17 protein-coding genes and 1 riboswitch are annotated in these 20572 nt (G+C 39.4%); of the genes, 11 read left to right on the top strand and 6 right to left on the bottom strand.

Annotated elements, in window-relative coordinates; genetic code table 11:
- Window positions 1-108: 108 nt before the first annotated feature.
- A riboswitch (cobalamin riboswitch) is annotated at window positions 109-316 on the top strand.
- 23 nt (window positions 317-339) lie between these two features.
- The 3 genes from J671_RS05790 (at window position 340) to J671_RS05780 (ending at window position 3652) form a co-directional block, all read left to right on the top strand.
- On the top strand, window positions 340-2190 hold the full coding sequence (locus J671_RS05790) for a TonB-dependent receptor plug domain-containing protein (protein WP_081404818.1): 1851 nt from the start codon (window positions 340-342) through the stop codon (window positions 2188-2190).
- 96 nt (window positions 2191-2286) lie between these two features.
- The gene (locus J671_RS05785) at window positions 2287-2865 is read left to right on the top strand and encodes a cob(I)yrinic acid a,c-diamide adenosyltransferase (RefSeq protein ID WP_031981617.1); all 579 of its coding nucleotides are present in this window, start codon (window positions 2287-2289) and stop codon (window positions 2863-2865) included.
- 73 nt (window positions 2866-2938) lie between these two features.
- Window positions 2939-3652: a glycerophosphodiester phosphodiesterase gene (locus J671_RS05780; protein ID WP_002051567.1), complete on the top strand. Its 714-nt coding sequence runs from the start codon at window positions 2939-2941 to the stop codon at window positions 3650-3652.
- A 27-nt stretch (window positions 3653-3679) separates the two neighbouring features.
- On the opposite strand, the gene J671_RS05775 is transcribed toward J671_RS05780, so the two are convergent.
- Window positions 3680-4210 carry an META domain-containing protein gene (locus J671_RS05775; RefSeq protein ID WP_031981615.1) on the bottom strand — a complete coding sequence of 177 codons (531 nt, stop codon included), beginning with the start codon at window positions 4208-4210 and terminating at the stop codon, window positions 3680-3682.
- 208 nt (window positions 4211-4418) lie between these two features.
- Here J671_RS05775 and J671_RS05770 point away from each other — a divergent pair, with 208 nt between their 5' ends.
- Window positions 4419-5591, top strand: coding sequence for an acyl-CoA desaturase (locus J671_RS05770; protein ID WP_002051241.1), 1173 nt, complete (start codon window positions 4419-4421; stop codon window positions 5589-5591).
- A 113-nt stretch (window positions 5592-5704) separates the two neighbouring features.
- A complete protein-coding gene (locus tag J671_RS05765) occupies window positions 5705-7147 on the top strand; it encodes a protein adenylyltransferase SelO (RefSeq protein ID WP_031981614.1) in 1443 nt (480 codons plus the stop codon).
- A 63-nt stretch (window positions 7148-7210) separates the two neighbouring features.
- Here the strand turns inward: J671_RS05765 and J671_RS05760 are convergent, their stop codons facing one another.
- Both J671_RS05760 and baeS read right to left on the bottom strand, forming a co-directional pair.
- Window positions 7211-7897 (bottom strand): response regulator, encoded by a 687-nt coding sequence (locus J671_RS05760; protein ID WP_002051374.1) that lies wholly within the window; start codon window positions 7895-7897, stop codon window positions 7211-7213.
- A 19-nt stretch (window positions 7898-7916) separates the two neighbouring features.
- Window positions 7917-9578: a sensor histidine kinase efflux regulator BaeS gene (gene baeS, locus J671_RS05755; RefSeq protein WP_031944210.1), complete on the bottom strand. Its 1662-nt coding sequence runs from the start codon at window positions 9576-9578 to the stop codon at window positions 7917-7919.
- Window positions 9579-9709: 131 nt separating this feature from the next.
- On the opposite strand from baeS, the gene J671_RS05750 reads away from it, so the two are divergent.
- The 4 genes from J671_RS05750 (at window position 9710) to J671_RS05735 (ending at window position 14731) form a co-directional block, all read left to right on the top strand.
- A complete protein-coding gene (locus J671_RS05750) occupies window positions 9710-10087 on the top strand; it encodes a hypothetical protein (RefSeq protein WP_004711976.1) in 378 nt (125 codons plus the stop codon).
- A 291-nt stretch (window positions 10088-10378) separates the two neighbouring features.
- A complete protein-coding gene (locus J671_RS05745; RefSeq protein ID WP_004711974.1) occupies window positions 10379-12181 on the top strand; it encodes an acyl-CoA dehydrogenase C-terminal domain-containing protein in 1803 nt (600 codons plus the stop codon).
- A 167-nt stretch (window positions 12182-12348) separates the two neighbouring features.
- A complete protein-coding gene (locus tag J671_RS05740; RefSeq protein ID WP_031981613.1) occupies window positions 12349-14130 on the top strand; it encodes an acyl-CoA dehydrogenase C-terminal domain-containing protein in 1782 nt (593 codons plus the stop codon).
- Between the two features lie 118 nt (window positions 14131-14248).
- Window positions 14249-14731, top strand: a complete 483-nt coding sequence (locus J671_RS05735; RefSeq protein WP_004885289.1) for a phosphate-starvation-inducible protein PsiE — start codon at window positions 14249-14251, stop codon at window positions 14729-14731.
- 44 nt (window positions 14732-14775) lie between these two features.
- Here J671_RS05735 and J671_RS05730 read toward each other — a convergent pair whose 3' ends face one another.
- Entirely contained in the window at window positions 14776-15150 is a 375-nt protein-coding gene (locus J671_RS05730) for an RcnB family protein (RefSeq protein WP_002051261.1), read from the bottom strand.
- A gap of 163 nt (window positions 15151-15313) precedes the next feature.
- On the opposite strand from J671_RS05730, the gene J671_RS05725 reads away from it, so the two are divergent.
- On the top strand, window positions 15314-15760 hold the full coding sequence (locus J671_RS05725; protein WP_002051512.1) for a hypothetical protein: 447 nt from the start codon (window positions 15314-15316) through the stop codon (window positions 15758-15760).
- Between the two features lie 315 nt (window positions 15761-16075).
- Here J671_RS05725 and J671_RS05720 read toward each other — a convergent pair whose 3' ends face one another.
- Window positions 16076-17539, bottom strand: coding sequence for a phospholipase D family protein (locus J671_RS05720; RefSeq protein WP_031981612.1), 1464 nt, complete (start codon window positions 17537-17539; stop codon window positions 16076-16078).
- 74 nt (window positions 17540-17613) lie between these two features.
- The gene (gene znuD, locus J671_RS05715) at window positions 17614-19626 is read right to left on the bottom strand and encodes a zinc piracy TonB-dependent receptor ZnuD (RefSeq protein WP_017394152.1); all 2013 of its coding nucleotides are present in this window, start codon (window positions 19624-19626) and stop codon (window positions 17614-17616) included.
- Between the two features lie 125 nt (window positions 19627-19751).
- On the opposite strand from znuD, the gene J671_RS05710 reads away from it, so the two are divergent.
- Complete coding sequence (locus tag J671_RS05710) at window positions 19752-20516, top strand: DUF4184 family protein (protein WP_004711963.1); 765 nt, start codon at window positions 19752-19754, stop codon at window positions 20514-20516.
- The last annotated feature ends 56 nt before the right edge of the window (window positions 20517-20572 follow it).

Raw genomic sequence — 20572 nt, 5'->3', positions numbered from 1 at the left:
CCATTTTTTAAAATAAGCGTCATTGTAATGCAATTTTAGTCCCTTGCGTAAAAGTTCTCCGGGAATTGCTCGAAATGACATTGTAGGAAGCAATTCAGCACTTTATACTGCGTTCAAATGGAAGCAAGTGTAAGCAATTGATGCTTTAGGGAAGCTGGTGAAAGTCCGGCACTGCCCCCGCAACGGTAACAATGTAAAGCATATTTTTTAAGTCGAGATCGACTTACACCACTGCAGTGATGTGGGAAGGTGAATATGTCCATAAATGAATTATGGCGCTGAAGTCCGGAGACCTGCTTGTTTCATCTATCTACCCGATCATTCACGTGGGGTGAATGTATGGAGCATGTTATGTCTAAGTCTTTTCAACCTACTCGTCTGGTAGGTGCTATCGCTATTGCGATGGGGTGTTCGCCTATTATTTTTGCTGAAGATACAACAAACGCAACTCAGCTTGATCCAATTGTGGTAACTGCTTCTAAAAGTGCTGAAAAAGCAAGTGAAGTTCCGGCTCGTATTTCCGTGATTGATGAAAAAACCATTGAGCAGAATCCATTATTAAACGTTTCAGATATTATTCAACGTGACCCATCCATCTATGTAAAACAAAGCGGTGGTCTAGGTCAGATTTCTGAAATTTCGCTTCGTGGTACTAAATCAGTTCATACATTGGTTCTTAAAGATGGCGCTCGTTTAAATAGTCAAAATGAACTTGGTCCACTATATCCCGCATTTTTAGATACAACAGATGTTCAACAAATTGAAATATTAAAAGGTCCAGCATCAGTTCAGTATGGAAGTGATGCTATTGGCGGTGTAGTTCAGTTAATTTCTAAAAAACCTGAGAAAACAGGTGCTGAACTAACGGGTATTTATGGTGAAAATAATACCTATAAGACTATTGTTAATGCCAATCTTGTAAGTGATCAAGGTTTCTATGCACAACTAGGTGGTCAGCGCTTAGAAAGTGATGGAACACGTATTTTTGAAAGCCAACCAGAAAATGAAAAGGCTGGATATGATCAAAAAGGTTATCACGCTAAAGTGGGCTTCTTTCAAGAAAACTTAATAGATGCTTCTGCTTCAATTAGTGAAAATAAAGGCACTAATATTTTCAGTAATGATTACATAACCAACACAGCACAGCGTCTATTCGAAAATCGAGTTATCAACACAAAAGTTGCTTATAATATTTTGCCTGATATCATCATCAATGCACACTATGCAAATGTCCAAGATAAACAAAATGTCCCTGCTTACGACTCATATTACAATACTGAAAACAATGAAAGCGATCTAAACCTGAAATGGAAATTTACTCCAAATCAGAACATTTTGGTTGGTGCAACATATAACGATGCAAATTATAAAAGTAATACCATTCTTAACTCAGATAAGAGTGTAAATAGCACGGGATATTATTTACAGCATCAACTAAAGAATGATCTTTTTGACACCCAAGTTGGCGTTCGTTTAGAAGATAACCAGCGCTTTGGTACTCATACTGTTGGACAAGGTGCTATCCGCTATCACTTCTTACCTAATGCTAGTGTATATGCAAATATCGGTAGTGCTTTCAGGGCTCCGACCTTGAATGAACTATATTCACAATGGGGGGGTAATGAAAACTTAGCGCCAGAAAAAAGTACTTCTTATGAAATGGGTGTGAACTATGATCTTACTTCCAATGTGAGTACTAATTTTTCTGTTTATCATACAAAAATTAAAGATCTTATTGCCTACAATGCAGGCACTAATACAAATATAGCTAAGGCGAACTTTACTGGTGGCGAAGCTGGAGTAAAGTGGCATCAAGATGATCTGTTCTTATCTACTGAATATGCTTACGTAAAAACAGAAAATGAAAAAGACAATACAGAAATTGCTTATCGCCCTCGCCAGACTCTCACTGTAAGCACAGGGCTAGAAAATGCAGTGTATGGAATTAGTGCTTCGTTAATCGCTAGAGCTAAATCTTATGCAGATTCTGCGAACTCTATACGAGTACCAGGTTACGCAACAGTAGACTTAAATGCTTATTGGAACGTTATTCCTAACGTAAAATTATTTACCAATATTCAAAACGTAGGTGATGTTCAATATCGTGAAGTATTAAATACATATCCTTCAAATGACTGGTATGTTAATACAGGCCGCCAAGCTTCTGTTGGTGTAACTTTCCGCTATTAATTTTTCACCCTCATTATAAAAATATTTTCTTAACTCCAGTTTCGGGGTAATGTTCTGACCGACATTATCCCCTTTTTTATGTTCAGGATATCCATCATGGGACACCGTTTAAGCAAAATCTATACACGCACAGGCGATTCAGGTACCACAGGTTTAGGCGATGGCTCTCGTGTTGCCAAAGATGATTTACGAATTGCGGCACTTGGTGATGTCGATGAATTGAACGCCATTATTGGTGTACTGCGTGCACAAATCACAGCCAGCCAAGTGACTAATAAAGCAGAATGGGACAAAAGCCTGAGCTTGATCCAACATTGGCTTTTTGACTTAGGCGGCGAAGTTTGTATTCCCAATTACAATTTGCTTCAGCCCATTTGTATTGAATTTCTGGAAAAAGAAATTGATCGTATGAATGAAGATTTGCCTATGCTGAAAGAGTTTGTTCTGCCATCTGGCTCTTTATCTTGCAGTTACGCTCATCAAGCGCGTGCTGTTTGCCGTCGTGCAGAACGGTCACTTATGTCGGTACAGACTCGTGACCAAAATATTCAAGCCACAGCACTCCAACTTTTAAACCGCCTATCTGACTGGTTATTTGTCGCATCTCGTGCTTTACAACGTGCAGAAGGTGGACAAGAAGTCCTTTGGCAAAAAAATATTAATGAGATTATTTAAAAATAGGCTAATTTAAGTATGGTCTCTGCTTTTGAAGAGACCATAACCAACAATAACTGAATAGAAGAAAATTATGCGCATTATTGGTCATCGTGGTGCACGCCGAGAAGCCCCCGAAAATACATTAGGCGGTTTTCAGCACATAAAAAATTTAGGTATTCGTGGTGTCGAATTTGATATTCGCCAGCTTCAGGACCAAGAACTGGTCGTTATTCATGATGATAATTTTTTACGTACAGCTGGAGTCGACCAAATTGTTGAGCAATCTACTTTGGCTCAAGCTTTATCATTTGATCATCGACAAAACTGGCCCAATTGGCCAAATTCAGAGCCAACCCCTACTCTTACAGGCGTTTTAAATTTACTTGATAACTTTGATCATATTGAAGTTGAGGTTAAAGCTGTCAGAGATATGGCATTTGCAGAAAAGTTAGTTCAAAAGCTTGAGTCTGAATTACAGGGGTATGAAAAAGTCGTGACTATTACAAGTTTCGATCTTCAAATTCTAACTGCCTTACGTGATATCAACTCTCAATTTAAACGCGGTTTGTTAGTTGAACTTCCGGTTGGAGCTACAGCGATTGAACTCGCTCATCAATTTGGTTGCTGTCATATTGGTTGGTATGACCAGCTTGCTACAGATGAAATGATTCAATTGTCTCACCAAGCAGGTTTAAACATTAGTGTCTGGACAGTAAATGATGTAGAAAGAGCGAAAAGGCTCCGCGATTTAGATATTCAGGGCTTAATTACAGATATTCCTACAACAATGCTCGAAACGCTTTAAATGAAAAAAGGTGGTATTAACCACCTTTTATTTTTTCTCGGCCTGAATCAGGCGTTGTCCATTCTGATCAAGTAAATATAGGGTATTACCTGCTAACTGGAAGCGTTGAATACGTTGTAAGGAATCAACTAGTTCTGCTTCTTGAGCCAAAGCACCATCACAACTTGAATGTCCCGCATTAACTTCCATATCAAGTTTCTTTTGGTTGAAATCAAAAGTGTATCGTCCAAAAATACGGTTACATCCGGTATGGCCGGTTACAGTTTTGACTGCTGAGTTCAGTGAAAGAGTCGGCCATTGGTTAAAGAATTTTGCCTTATGACCATTAATCTGAGTGATTTGCCAATCAATATCTTGAACACCTTCCGGGCTCACTTTCTTTTTAACTACCGGAGTTTGTGCATGGTGTATGGGTTTTACATGGCCTTTTTGAACATTTTGTTGCGGCGCGCTTTGACATGCTGCCAATACAAGGCTGATTGCGATGAAAAGACATTTCAATGGCAATTTTCCTGCAATATCAATGCTATTCTTTTTTCTCAATCGCTGTATTTTCATTACCCAACTTCTCCTATCTGAAATGTTGCCAAGCATGGTTTAATTCTGTTACGGTTCTTTCGATACATCTGTACAATAATGTTAGTGATTCTCACTATGCACGTGCTAATATGGTGTGCAAAATAGCAATAAATCTTGATGATTGGTTTTGCTATGTCGTTTTGTCTTTTTACCTTGTATGACAAGGTTTCTAGGAGCGCTGCCGGATATGACTTCCGCCCCACTCAAGGCCCCAATTAACTGGACCGCTAGCATTACCTTAATTGGTTTACCAATTCTTGCTGCAATCATAATCCCGATTTACGCGTATTATTATGATTTTAGTGTAAGCGCATGGGTAAGCTTATTTTTTCTTTTAGCTTTAAGTAGCATGGGGATTACTGCTGGTTATCACCGTCTTTGGGCACATCGTGCTTATGAAGCGTCGTTACCTCTTAAAATTCTTTTAATGATTGGCGGCACATTTGCTGTACAAAACAGTATTCTGTTTTGGGCATCTGGTCACCGTACCCATCATCGCCATGTTGACGATGTGGATGAAGATCCATATTCAATTGAACGTGGATTCTGGTATGCCCATATGGGTTGGATGATTCGCGATCATTCTCCATCTGAGCCAGACTTTAAAAATGCGCCTGATTTACTCAATGACAAACTGGTGATGTTCCAGCATAAATACTATGCTTTACTTGTCGTAGCAGTTCACGTTGGTATTTTAGGTTTAGTCGGCTGGGCAACTGGCGATTTATGGGGAGTTGTTCTTCTCGGTGGTTTAGTACGTTTAATCATTAGCCATCAAGTAACTTTCTTCATTAACTCTCTTTGCCATATGTTTGGTAAACGTCCTTATACCGATGAAAACTCAGCACGCGATAACTTCTGGTTAGCGATTGCAACATGGGGCGAGGGTTATCACAACTATCACCATATTTTCCAATACGATTATCGTAATGGTGTGAAATGGTGGCAATATGACCCAACTAAATGGCTAATTTGGACATGTTCTAAGATTGGTTTAGCAAAAAACCTACGTCGTATTCCAAGCTTTAATATTAAAAAAGCAGAATTGGCAATGAAGTTTAAATATGCTGAACAGGATCTTGCGATTTATGGTCACGATGTAAATGCCGACATTAGTCAAATGAAGCAACGTATTGCTCAAGAATATGAAGCATTTACGCATACTTTAAATGACTGGGCGAAACTCAAAGAACAAGAGTTACAAGCAAAGAAAGCAGCAATGGCTGAAAAGATTCATAAAATGGATCATAAGTTAAAAGTTGATTTCCAATTGCTTGAACATCGTTTGAGTCACCACCGTGAGTGTTTAGAAACTTTAATGCGCAACATAAAAAAGAACACAAACGTCGTACCAGACTAATACGAGTCTAGTTCGAAATAGCGCCTGTAAAGCCATGCTTTGCAGGCGCTATTTTTTTGGCTCGTTTTTAACTATGGTATAGTGAAGTTCGCCTCAAATATTTAGTCCAGCCTATGCAATTCAATCCACTTTATTCATCACTCAATCCAAAGCTTTTTCATATACAACAGCCTTCTCCTCTGCGTGGTGCGAAAGCTGGTCACTTCAATTTAGCTTTAGCCGAAGAGCTACAATGGACGGATGAAGAAAAAGAGGCATGGGTAGAAATTTGCAGTGGTCAGCGGACTTTCTCAGAGTTTCCACCTTTAGCAATGGTTTATGCAGGCCATCAATTTGGACAATGGGCAGGTCAGCTAGGCGACGGACGCGGTTTACTCATTGGACAAATTCTGAATAAAAAAGGTCAAACCATCGATTTGCATTTGAAGGGTGCAGGCCCTACCCCTTATTCACGCATGGGAGATGGCCGAGCAGTTTTACGTTCAGTTATTCGCGAATATTTAGCAGGTCATGCCTTAAATGCTCTAGGAGTCGCCTCGAGTCATGCAGTTGGTTTTACAAGCTCTACCCAAGGTGTACAACGTGAAAAACTAGAACCGGGCGCGATGCTGCTTAGAACATCTGAATGCCATATTCGTTTAGGGCATTTTGAATGGATCAATCAATATGCGCCTGAGTTATTGGCCGAGTTCACTCAAAAATGCATTGAATGGCACTATCCAGAATGCCAACAAGAAGAACAGCCTATTTTAGCTTTTGCTAAAGCTGTGATTAGAAATACAGCCATTATGATTGCTAAATGGCAGCTGGTCGGTTTTGCTCACGGTGTGATGAATACCGATAACTTGAATATTACGGGCTCTACACTCGATTTTGGCCCATACGGTTTTATGGAACGTTTCCGTCCAAACTGGATTAACAACCATTCTGATTACCAAGGGCGTTATACCTATCAAAACCAGCCGAGTATTGCGCACTGGAATTTATGGACTTGGTTAAATAATCTCATTCCACTTGCTGAGCCTGAGCAAAAGGAGCAATTCAAAGAAGCGTTGGCCGCTTGTCTAGAAGAATTTGAACCCACTTTTATTGAGCATTACACCACTGGGTTATGCAAAAAAATGGGGCTTCCTCATTTTCATAAAGACAGTACTGAATGCGGCTTAAGCTTTTTACGTATTTTGCAAACAGAGCAGCTTGATTACACTCAAAGCTTTATTCGCCTTCAAAATAAAGAATATAAGGTTTTACGTGATGATTGCCTTGATATTCGACAATTTGATGCTTTCCTTACGCAATACGAAAATATTCGTGAACATCAAGATAACGATGAACTTGATGCGAACATGCAAGAAGCAAATCCGATTTATATTTTACGTAATCATATGGCACAGCGAGCGATTGAAGCAGCGGAGCGAGATGATTTTAGTGAAGTAGACCGTTTGTTTAAGTTACTCAATCATCCTTATACAAGACAACCAGATTTGGAAAAACCTGAAGACTTAGGGCCATTGCCAAGCGATGTACCTGATGTAGCAGTGAGCTGTTCGTCTTAATTTTTTATCCACATTTTCTGTGGATAACATTGTGGTTATCCACAGAATAACTTTTCTAAGCAATTATTCTTCAGGATATTCGAAGCGATACCCTACACCGTAAACAGCTTGAATCCACTCATGACGGTTACCAGTTTCCGCCACTTCCGTGATTTTTCGACGCAAGTTTTTAATATGGCTATCAATAACTCGGTCAGCAACATCAAAGCTATCCGGATTAATATGGTCTAATAATTGTGCACGTGAATAAACTTGCCCCACATGTTCTAAAAATAGCTCAAGTAGGCGAAATTCTGTCGGCGTTAAACTTAAAGATTTTTGTTGATACCAAATTCTTTGTTGGGCTTTATCGATGCGGAACGAATCATTTTGTTCTGGCTCAGCCTTACGTTCCAAACGGCGTAAAACTGCTTGTACACGGGCAACTAACTCTTTTGGACTAAAAGGTTTGCACACATAATCATCTGCTCCCATATTTAGCCCTAAAACACGGTCAATTTCTTCAGTACGTGCAGTTACCATAATAATTGGTAAGTCTGACTGTTCACGTACCTTACGGCAAATCGTTAAACCATCCATTCTTGGAACCATTAAGTCCAGAATCATTAAATTAGGTTTACGTTGTTGAAAGCTCGTATAAGCATCTTGACCATCATGAAACATGCTTACTTCGAAACCAGCAGCCTCAAGATAATCACGCACCAGATGCGCTAACTCGACTTCATCTTCAACCAACATTACATGTTTCATGGGCCATTTTTCCTTTTATTTAACTCTGCTTTTTAAAGGTAAGTACACAACGTAAACCACCTAATGGTGAGTGTTCAAAACTTAGTGTACCACCAAGCGCTTGCGCAATTTTACAAGATAAAGCTAAGCCTAGTCCTGTTCCACCTGTACTACGCGTGCGCGAATCATCTACACGATAAAAACGTTCACCTAAACGTGATAATTGCTCATCACTTAAACCAAACGGACTGTCATCGACATATAAAGTCCACTCCTGAGACGTTTGACTTGTATGAATATGAATCTTTCCACCTGTTTCGGTATAACGAATACTATTACTAATTAAATTAACAATAATTTGTTTAAAGCGATCACGGTCTAATAATAATGGAACGCCCTCACCTTCCACCTCAATTTCCAGCTCTGCCTGTTCGAGTTTAGGTCTGAAATTTTCGACTTCTTGCAGTACAACATCCCAAGGGTTGACCGAACTTAAATAGCATTTAAGTTGCTGGGCATCGGCCTGTGCCAAGTCTGCAAGATCTTGAGTGAGTTTCTTTAAACTTGAAACTTGTCGCATCATGGCATCGAGATGTTCAGGAGTCGCCTTTCGAATGCCATCTTGCATTGCCTCGATTTGCGCTTGCAATACAGCTAATGGTGTTTTTAACTCATGAGATGTATCTGCAACCCATTGACGTCGTGATTCTTCATGTTGATGTAAAATCTCGGCTAAATGATTTAGTTGAGTTGATAAGTCACCTAGTTCATCATTTCGTTTAATCACAACTTGATGCTGATAATTACCTTTAGTTAATTCATTTGTTGCATTTAATAAACGCTGAATTGGCTTTTTAAAATAAGTTGCCATTAAAAGTGCTGCAACTAAACTCGACAGCAATGTTAAGGCATAAATTAAAAGTAAATAACGCTTTTGATTACTAAAGAAATTAATACTTAAAGCATCTTCTTTATCTAGGACTGGTTTTAGTCCTAAGTACCCTACCACCTCATTGTTGACGATGATAGGACGGTACGACATTTGATCTGAAGATGGCGGTTCACCCACTACAAACTGATGTTTGGCATCATATAAGGATAAACGAGAACTTAAGCCTAAACGGTCTGGTAAAGCAATAAAGCGCTTCTTACCATTTTGTGTCTCAATATCTTTGAGACTTCCTCTTTTTGACTTGTTTTTATTGTCATCACGTGGACGAAACTGGTTAGCACTTAACGGGAATTTTAAACCTTCAAATGGTTGATATTCAGAAGGTAAGTTTTTTTCTAGTGTGCGTAACTCTTCATCGCTAAAAATAGAATTTTTATTTGGAGATGCACCATCTGGAGAAACATTAATGAGAGTGTGTTCATCGAAAGAATGCTGCTGAATGGCAATGTCATATTGGCGTCTTAACCACCACTGTGAAAGACGATCGTAATCATCTGGAGCGGCTGTTCCTTCAATTTGTAAGATTTGGGCTTGAATCGCGTTTCCCCAATCATGATAAACGTTATAAACATTTCCAAGATTGGTCATGAGCCGATCTAGCTTTTGCATTTCAACATCGGCCACATATTTGGCAAAGTTCTTTTGCATGGTCCAGTGCAGAACACTCAAACTTGCGGTTGCAATTAACAGCGTGGTAAGCAAGACCGTTAAAAATAGCCGCAATGCAATGGGAACACGTAGAACGTTCAAAAGCACTCTCTCATTTTTATCCTATATTTTGCATTGTAACCAACAACGAAAAGAAAAACTCTCCATTGTTTCTTCATCTTTATTATCTAATCTTTAAGTCATCTTAAAACAAACATTAAAGGGCTTTAAATATGAAAATGACGGCTAAAATCGCATTATTCAGTGCAGCAATTGTAACTATGGGCAGTTTGGCAGCTTGTCAATCAAACCCTCAAACGCCTAATTCAGACCATCATATGATGAAAGATGGTCCACGTGATGGTCATCACCGCATGAAACATCGTGAATTTACACCTGAGCAAAAAGCAGCGTGGGAACAGCACCGCGCAGAACGTCAAGCTCGTTTTGAACAGATTCAAAAAGCATGTGAAGGCAAGGCAAATGGTCAAGCTGTAAATGTCCAAGTTGGAGATAGAACACTTGAAGGGACTTGTAATCTTCGTTTCGAGCCAAAGCGTCCTCAACCTCCAATGAATGCTCCAGCTCCAGTAGCACCACAAGCAAAATAATTTTAAAAATACTGCAATAAAAGGCGCCTATAGGCGCCTTTTTTGTGTACATAACTATTTACGATTTTGACTATTTGTCTCATCTAAACTTCACCAAAAGTGTTTACACTCAAAGCACTTACATAGTTCAAGTATTTTTTTCTTGACTTTGCAGTCACAAAGTAAAGGCCCTGAGGTGCTTGTACAGTTATGCAAGTTGTTGCACGATGTAATGGTTCAAGGTGCCTCTTATGGCACATTATCGTAGATTAGGATTATAACTCTGGTTTCACCAGTATTGAGGAACCCGATATGCCACAATACAAAGCGCCCTTACGTGATATGCAATTTGTTTTGCATGAATTATTAAATGCTGAAGAACACTATGCAAAATTACCTGACTTTCAAGGTAACGTAAGCCGTGAATTGGTTGATCAATATTTAGAAGCTGCGGCAGACTTCTGTGAAAATGAACTTTCTCCTTTAAACCAAGTTGGCGACCGCGAGGGTTGTACTTGGAATGATGGTGTTGTTACTACACCAACAGGCTTTAAAGAAGCTTATCAAAAATACATCGAACTTGGCTTCCCGTCTTTATCAGCAGAAGAACAATACGGCGGTCAAGGTTTACCTAACTCTTTAGGTATCGCAATTTCAGAAATGGTAGGTAGCTCTAACTGGGCATGGGGTATGTACCCTGGCTTGTCTCACGGAGCAGTACGTACATTAGAACATCATGGTTCTGATGAACAAAAAAATACTTACTTACCAAACCTTGTTTCAGGTGTTTGGACAGGTACGATGTGTTTAACTGAATCTCATGCAGGTTCAGACTTAGGTATTATCCGTACTAAAGCAGAACCAAATGCAGATGGTAGCTATGCAATCTCTGGCGAGAAAATCTTTATCTCTGCTGGTGAACATGATATGGCTGAAAACATTATCCATATCGTTCTTGCTCGCCTTCCAGGTGCACCAAAAGGGACTAAAGGTATTTCGTTATTTATCGTTCCTAAGTTCAATGTCAATGCAGACGGAACGATTGGTGAGCGTAATGCAGTACGCTGTGGTTCTATTGAACACAAGATGGGTATCCATGGTAACGCAACTTGTGTCATTAACTTTGACCAAGCTAAAGGTTACTTGATCGGACCTGAAAACCGTGGTTTGAACTGTATGTTCACCTTCATGAACACAGCACGTATTGGTACTGCGGTTCAAGGTTTATCTGCATCTGAGTCATCTTTCCAAGGTGCTTTAGCTTACGCGAAAGAGCGTTTAGCAATGCGTTCACTTTCTGGTCCTAAAGCTCCGGAAAAAGAAGCAGATCCAATTATTGTTCACCCTGCTGTTCGCAACATGCTTTTAACTCAAAAAGCATTTGCTGAAGGCGGTCGTGCACTTGTTTACTTACTTGCTCAATATGCAGATATCGTTGAAAAAGGCGAAACTGAAGAAGAGCGTAAGTTTGCTGACAACATCTTGTCTTTATTGACTCCAATTGCAAAAGCATTCTTAACTGAAACAGGTTCTGAGTCTGCTAAGCACGGTGTTCAAGTCTTCGGTGGTCATGGCTTTATTTCTGAGCATGGCATGGAACAAATCGTACGTGATACACGTATTGCCTGCTTGTATGAAGGTACAACTGAAATTCAAGCACTAGACTTATTAGGCCGTAAAGTTTTACAAACTCAAGGTGCAATGCTTCGTGATTTCACTAAGATTGTTCACAAGTTTGTAGAAGCAAATAAAGACAATGCTGCCATGAAAGAATTTGTTGAGCCACTTGCTGCGCTTAACAAAGAATGGGGCGACCTCACTATGCAAATCGGTATGCGTGCAATGCAAAATCCGGATGAAGTGGGCGCTGCTGCTGTAGATTACCTCTACTTCGCTGGTTACGTGACTTTAGCTTATCTATGGGCTCGTATGGCGCTTGTAGCACAAGAGAAATTAGCAGAAGGTACAACTGACGTTGATTTCTATAACGCGAAAGTTACGACTGCTCGCTTCTACTTCAAGAAAATCTTGCCACGCGTACGTTCTCACGTAGACGTTATTGCTGGTGGTTTAGACCCATTGATGTCATTAGATGCTGAACATTTCGCTTTCTAACCATAGTTAGTTGCGATATGCAATGTTAAAAACTAAAAAAGGACTGCTCAGTTTTGACGGTCCTTTTTTTATAAGATCAGTGATAAATTTAGACTTTAAATTCAATATCCATTTCGTTTTACAGGATATCTAGCACAAGTTGATGTGCATAAAAAAGGTGAACGATTATGCCAATTTACAATGCTCCTTTAGCTGATATGAAATTCATCTTAAATGATGTATTTAAAGCAGAACAATTTTGGCAGTCTAATGAGAAACTCGCTCATGTAGATGCTGCAACAGCTGAAGCAATTTTAGAAGAAATGGCTAAATTTGCTCAGAACGTGACTCATCCATTAAACCGTACTGGTGATGAAGAAGGCGCTCGCTATGAAAACGGCGAAGTCTTTACGCCTGCTGGCTTTAAAGATGCATTTCGTCAATATGCAGAAGGTGGTTGGATTGGCTTAGGCGCAGATGAAGAATGGGGCGGTCAAGGCATGCCAAAAATGCTGACCGTTCTTGCCGATGAAATGTTATTTGCGACAAACCCATCTTTCATGCTCTACCCGCTTCTTTCAGTAGGTGCTGGTATGGCTTTAAGTAGCTATGCTTCTCAAGAGCAAAAAGAAACTTATTTACCTAAGATTTATTCCGGTGAATGGTCAGGTACCATGTGTTTGACTGAACCACATGCAGGTACTGACTTAGGTATTATTAAAACTAAAGCAGAACGTAATGAAGACGGTACTTATAACATTACAGGTACTAAAATCTTCATCACTGGCGGTGACAACGATTTAGCAGAAAACATCATTCACTTGGTACTTGCTAAAACTCCAGATGCTCCTGCTGGTTCACGTGGTATCTCGCTATTTATCGTACCGAAATACCTTGTAAAAGAAGATGGTTCTTTAGGTGACCGCAACCATGTTGGCCCAGGTTCTATTGAACATAAAATGGGGATCAAAGCATCTGCTACTTGTGTAATGAACTTTGATGGCGCAAAAGGTTACCTCGTTGGTAAAGAAAACGAAGGTCTCGCTGCGATGTTCGTTATGATGAACTACGAACGTTTATCAATGGGTATTCAAGGTTTAGGTGCTTCTGAATTTGCTTATCAAAATGCTGCTCAATATGCGACTGACCGTTTACAAGGCCGTAGTGCAGCTGGTGTCCAATCACCAAGCAAGCCTGCTGATAGCATTTTAGTACATGGTGATGTACGTCGTATGTTGTTAAATGTACGTGCAAACAACGAAGCTTCTCGTGCATTTGCAGTCTATGTAGGTCAACAGCTAGATATCACTAAGTTCTCAACTGATGCAGAAGCTGTGAAAAAAGCCAATAATCGCGTTGCGCTTTTAACACCAATCGCAAAAGCTTACCTTACAGATACCGCATTCCAAGCAACTTTAGATGCTCAGATGGTATTTGGTGGTCACGGATATATTCGTGAATGGGGTATGGAACAATGTATTCGTGATCTTCGTATTGCGCAAATCTACGAAGGTACCAACGGCGTTCAGTCTCAAGATTTAATTGGTCGTAAAACTATTAAATGTGGCGGTGCATTCATTGCTGAATACATTACAGAAATCCGTGACTTTGCAAATGATTTAGACACCGATTTGAACTTCATTAAAGATGCAACTTTAGATGCTGCAACTGAAATTGAAGCAATCACTCAGTTTATTATTGAACAAGCTGCTGAAAATGTAGATTTCCCAAATGCTGCTGCTGTTGATTACTTACATGCAGTTGGCTTACTCAGCTTCTCTTATATGTTTGCAAAAATTGCAGCTGCTGCTAAAGATAAATCTGGTGATTTCTACCAAAACAAACTTGCTTTAGCTCAATACTTTGTTGAACGTATCTTGCCAGATATTGATGCACGTATTGCTAAAATCAAAGCTGGTTCAGACTTAATTATGGGCTTTAGTGAAGACTACTTTACAAACCAAGCATAATTAAGATTTTTATAAAAAACGCCTGAGTAATCAGGCGTTTTTTATTTTGTATTTACTATTTCTATTGGCATAAAATTTGTTTATTTTCTAGGCATACTCATATTAAAAAGATTTTACTATGCCTGATCCGAAAAAGTTTGAAAGAACGCTCGACCGGTTTGGTCACTATGCCGTTGAAGCTTTTCATTATTTGGCTTTATTCATTATCGGTTGTATGGTGGCATGGTCAGCAGCACATACAGTTTATGAAATTTTAACTGTCAAAAAGTATGCTTCAATCGATGACATCTTATTGTTATTTATTTATCTGGAACTCGGCGCAATGGTCGGTATTTATTTTAAAACCAATCATATGCCTGTACGTTTTCTTATTTATGTGGCGATTACAGCCTTAACGCGTTTACTGATTTCAGATATTCAACATGACCATAAAGCAGATATCGATCAAGTGATTATTACTGGTTCAATTTTAATTTTAGCGATTTCAATTTTAGTGGTTCGTTTTGCTTCTTGGCACTACCCATCTGTAATGAAAGAAAAGCATTCAAAAACACCCAACTCTTTAAAAACTCCTCAACCACAAGATGACGAATTAGCATAAAAAAGGCCTCAATATTGAGGCCTTTTCATTTTTATATTTTAGTTTTAACGCACACGATAAACTTGGTGATGTGAATCAACTAATAAATATTGATTCGGTGTTTTCACCCAGTGATATCCACGTGGTGGCTCATATAAACGATGGGCACGCCAGTCCGAAACAAAATAACGGTTATCACGGTATTCTACAGGAATACGCTCCCCTCGCTTGAACACAACATATTCATGGCCACGGTTTGCATTTGACCAAACCGGTGGTCTATGGTCATCGCGTCGATCATAACGATGATCGTAGCGTTGTTCATAATGTCGATAGTCTTTACCGTGATAGTTATCCCAGCGATTATTTGAATCCGCCATCGCAGTAGCAGACATACCCAACATTAAAGTTGAAAGTACAAGAACGATTGGCTTTTTCATGGTGCATCCCTTTTGTCTTGATATAGAGCTAGATTAAAAGAGAGTCAAGGAGAAACCATGAATAAAACAGGCTTGATTGATATTGTTTGTAATGACTATAAAGAAAATATGAAGAATCTGTATCTGTGCTACCATTAGCATTTTCTAAGCTAGGTCAATTGCTGTGTCTGAAATCAGTTTTGAACGTCTTCATCAATTTTTCTGCAAAGTTCCAAGTGTACAAGAAGCCCGTATTATGGCGCATGGAGCAGATGGCGAACACGCTTGGTGGTTTAAGTTCAGTATTGATGTAGAACACCCACTTGCATGGCAAACCGTGCAAGAACTCGGCCATGTTTTAAACTATCTATCGACGAATGAACGTCTACCTACGTTATTTTTTCCAGTGTCACCACCGCCTTATATGAATGGCGAAGCAAAAGACTTTTTGTCATGGATTATTCAATGTAATCATCCTGAGTTTAACCCTGATGCCGTATGTGATTGGCTTGAAGCACGTTTACCTAATCCGGTAGATGATGAATCGCAGTGGAAGATTAAGACTGATTTGAGTGAAATAGAAAAGTTAGATGATAAGGCTTTGGATCAATTGATTCCGCCAGCACCTTAAAATATTCCAAGTTTTATTCTCTATTTTTAATTAGCACGACGGGGTCTTACCGCTTTAAGTTTTACTTGTAGTAGCTAATTCGTTACTTTGGTTTCGCCCAAAGTAACCAAAAGCATTTGTCATCCACAAAACCTGAGGTGCGAATAGCAAAGATTAATAATCTTTGCCGTACCGCAAGGCGAAAGCTATGCTTGAGTTTGAACTACGCACTTTGTTTGTCTTGCGCTCGAAGCAAACGATGTTTGCTTTCCCTCGCTCAGGTTGTGGATGACTCTAGGCACAAGCCATTTTTTTGGAAAACTCCAAAGGTAGTGATTAAAAAGTCGATAACCCTGACCATTCCATAAAGCGATAAATCCAATACTTCACTTTAGACTCGTCTGCATACTTCGCATAATCGACGCTCATCTGTCTACCTTGTAGATTTGACCAAGAAGTATTGAAGTAATCCTGAGCATCTTTAAAAACTTGATCTTGAACTTTGCCTATAACCAACATATCCGTTTCAAGGTTGTAATTTTTTAAATTACGAGCAGTGAAATTGGCAGAACCTACAATCAACTCAGCTTGCTGGTCGTTATATTTCACAATCATTTTGCTATGGTTCTGTTCACCATGCGTGTCACACCAGCGAATTGGAATACCTACGGCATGTAACTCTGAAGCAACCTGACGGTTTGGAATACCATTCTTTTGTCTTCCAAATGCATCTTTATTTGGATCAAGCAGAACCCGAACCATAACCCCTCGTGCTTGTGCATTTTTTAGAGCTTGAATAATCTTGCGTTCAGATAAATAGAACATACTTAGATCGAGATGTTCTTTGGGTTTAGCCGAATTAATTAGTTTCAGTACAGATTCATAGATTGCGCCCTCAGTTAACACTTGAACCTGAGGCTTGGTTATATCTTTTTCGAAGTCACCTAAAATGAGTGATGGTGAGCTACTTCCAGACATCTGCGCAACAGCAGCTTCTGTTTGAAGAATATCAGTAGCTGTGGCTCCTGTTACAATCAACGCCACATTAGAGTGTCTCGAACTACCATCGTGTGGATTTGCTGAAGTGACCAATGATTTCCAACCAGCGTCAGTATCAACAACCAAGGTTTTACGGTGATTCGCTTTAAAATTAAATAGGTTCAGATAACTGCGTAATGTAATTTTTTCATTACCAAAAGGATTGGGTAACCAACCTTTGTCTGGATTATTTCCGATATTTTGGCAACAAATATACCAAAAACCAGACCAAAGTGGATTTGAAGCACGTAAAGGTGCCAGATTCGTTTCGATAACATCAACACCGGCTTGTCGTAATTGCCGATAATGCTCCGGACTTAAACCGCCATAAACTGAGTTAATCGGGTCAGTAATTAATACAATCTGGATTTGACGGTTTTGTCTTTTTTTACTAATCAACGCATTAGTAAGTTCCTGCATCAATGGTCTTTGCTTTATTTTTGAGTCACCCACCTCTGAATTAAATAAAAACATATCGACCACTATCGTAGTCTTTGCCTCATCAATCATTTTTAAAATTTCATCAAAAATATGTTGATCAAGCTTCTGTTGACCATTGGCATCCAGATAAGTTTTATCTGCTAAAAATTTGACATCGGCATGTCTAAGCTTGCCACTAAAGTTAATGCCCTGTGGTAATGGTTTTACTGTGTGGTAAATTGCCGATGCAATATATGCAATAGCAACAACGCAAAGTAATACCGCCATATAACGACGCCCTGACCAATTTATTTTTTGATGAATTCGCTGAAAAATACGCATAAAAAAGACCTAACTTGATCATTCCAAATTAGGTCTTTTAGCTTGATTTTTCAAGTTTAGTTTCGTGTTAGGCCTTAGAAACTAAAGTTTACACCGACAGTAAAATTACGCCCGACTTGTGGAACATTTGCAAGGAAAGACTCATGTTGATAAATTCGGCTATCAAGCAAGTTGTTGGCATTCAAGAACACTCGGTAATCACCAATGTTGCTATATTTGCCGTTATAACCAACGCCTAAATTCAGCATGTTATAGCTCTGACCTTTGGTTTCATAATTAGCAATATCATCTTGTTTGAATACATGATAATACTCGGCAGAACCATCCCATCCATCACCAAAATCTGCTTTAACTTTAGTACCTAAACGCCCACCCGGAATACGTGGTGCATTTTCATTATCAATTTTGCCGCGAACATAATCACCAAATAGCCCTAAATTATATACAGGTGAAATTTGGTAGCTTAGGTCAGCATCGACACCATAGAACTTAGCTGCATCTTGACTATATTGAATAAGACGGAAGCCTTGGAAATCATCCAATGTATTAGCATAAATGAAATTATCAAAACGGTTATGGAACACGCTTACGTTGTATTTCAAAAGATCATTATTAAAGTGCAAACCTAACTCAACATTATTTGAGCGCTCTTTCTTCAGGTCATCATTACCCAACTCATAAGTATTGGTCGCCATATGCACACCGTCCGAATACAACTCTTGAGCAAATGGCAAACGTTCTTGGTGTGATGTTGTGAGGGACAATTTGTATTGCGGAATAAATTCCCAGCTTGCTGTGCCAGCAACCGAATATCCAGTACCCGTGTAATTCTTTTGATCTGACTCAATGTCGATAGTTTGATGATCAATACGCGAAGAAACTGCAAGATTGACGTTATTGATTTGTTTTTGTTGCAAACCAAATACGCTATAACGTTGGGTTTTGCTTGGATCCATAATCGACTCATCACCAACAATATTCAGTTTTTGTTGGGTATATTGCGCGCCAATTTGTCCTGTCCAACCCGCCCAAGCATTATTTTCTAATGTAACTCGGCTATCAATCCCTTTGCTTTTAAAAGTTGTTCCGACATCAGTATTATGCATTTCTTCATGTTGATAATCGGTATAGCTTGCTTGCGCTGCAACTTTAGCAAAACCTGCAAACGGGTCTCTTAACTCACCTTTTAAATCGTAACGCTTTTCTTTGAGATTAATCCATGAGGCATCATGTTCGTGCTCATGCTCATGATCGGTTGATGGGTCGTCAGTTCCACACACAAGGTGCAAGCCATCACGTTCACATGAACCAAAAAGCTCATTATCGGCAGGAATACCATATTGATCATGACGCTGGCTAAATGAAGCACCGATAAAACCACGATCCCCAATCCAAGATAATCCAGCATTATAATTTTTAGAGTCGGCAAAAGTGCTATCCTGACGACGCTCGTCTGTTTGTAAATCTCTAGGCAAAATATAGTCATTCGCATCGCGCTTTAAACCACCGACACGTAGCGCAACATGGTCCCCTAAACCGACTGTCGCTTGCCCTGAATATAGTAGCTCATCACTACCTGAGTTGTAGCGGACACCGGCTTTTCCTTGATAGCCCTTGTCTGGCATGCTGGTTGGAATTTTTTCATCAACAACATTTACCAGTCCCCCCACAGAGCCTGCACCATATAATAATGCTTCAGCACCATTTAATATCTGAATATCTTGGGCAGAGTTTGGATCAACCGTAACGGCATGGTCTGGCGATACAGATGAAACATCCATTACATCGCCACCGTTTTGTACGATCTTGACACGTGTACCGTCTTGACCACGAATGACAGGGCGGCTCGCCCCTCCTGTATATTGAGCTGAATAAACCCCTGCCTGACCATTTAAGGCATTACCAATACTCGTTGCACCTTCTGCTAAAGACGTATTATTGGCTGGTGCTGTGGGTTCTGCTTTAACCGTAATTGTTGCCAATTCGGCAGGTTTCTCTTCCTTAGTATTTGTGTCATCCGCTGCCATCACTTGCTGAATAGAAAGTGATAATAATGAGAGAACAAAAAGCTGTGTTTTGAGCTGCATAGTCAATGCCCCATATTTTTTACGTTATATTATAACATTCCAAATGTTTTGCAATAAAAAACATTAACCAAAGGCATGTTTCGTTAGACTCGTTGTTTTGATGATGTGAGAAGCTTCGTTTTCCAATGCCTTTTACAATCTCTCATGCTGTTCTTGCTCCACCGATTGCTAAACTAAGCCGAAACACTTTGCCTGTTGCCGCCCTAGCTATTGGCAGCATGACACCTGACCTTTACCGCTTATTTACAGTTCAGTCAGGTATGCTGACTCATCAATGGAAGGGTTTGCTTTACCCAAACCTTGCATTAGGTTTATTGTTTTGCGTCATTTGGTATTTACTTTATCGACCTGTGGTTTACCGTTTTTTTGGTATTCAGCATGATTTGAAATTAGACTCTTTTAAACGTTTTATCTACTTTTTAATTGGAATTATATTTGCACTCATTATCGGTATTGCCACTCATCTCATTTGGGATGGTCTTACTCATTCTGACTTTCGAACTTTTATCTTCCAAGATTTTTTATCCCAAACGGTTCATTTCTTTGGTCGTCCCTATCCTTTGCATCGACTACTTCAACTCGGTTCTTCTGCTCTAGCATTACCTTTTTTAGGCTGGATGAGTATTCATTACTATCAAAAACATAAACAGCACTGGAAAATAAGTCATAAAATTAAAATTTTTGCATGGTCTCTGTTTATTTTATCTACCCTTTTGGGCTTATTTTCACTTTGGGATTATGCCCGTTACATTCCTCATGAGGTTTGGCATACCGACACCTATTACTTTACAGGCCGATCTATTAATGAGTTTATGCAAGGTTGGTTAAGTACTTTTAGTTTAGGGTGCTTATTATTCTTGTTTTTAGATCGACAACAAAGAATGGGCTAATCGGTAAACTTGCTGCCAAATTGCTCATTTTTAGCTAAATTATAGCTGTTTTTTGA

It is taken from the genome of Acinetobacter sp. 1130196 (assembly GCF_000588095.1).
Lineage (GTDB): Bacteria > Pseudomonadota > Gammaproteobacteria > Pseudomonadales > Moraxellaceae > Acinetobacter > Acinetobacter nosocomialis.
Note: the sequence above shows the minus strand (reverse complement) of the source record. Positions and strands in the feature narration are given on the sequence as shown.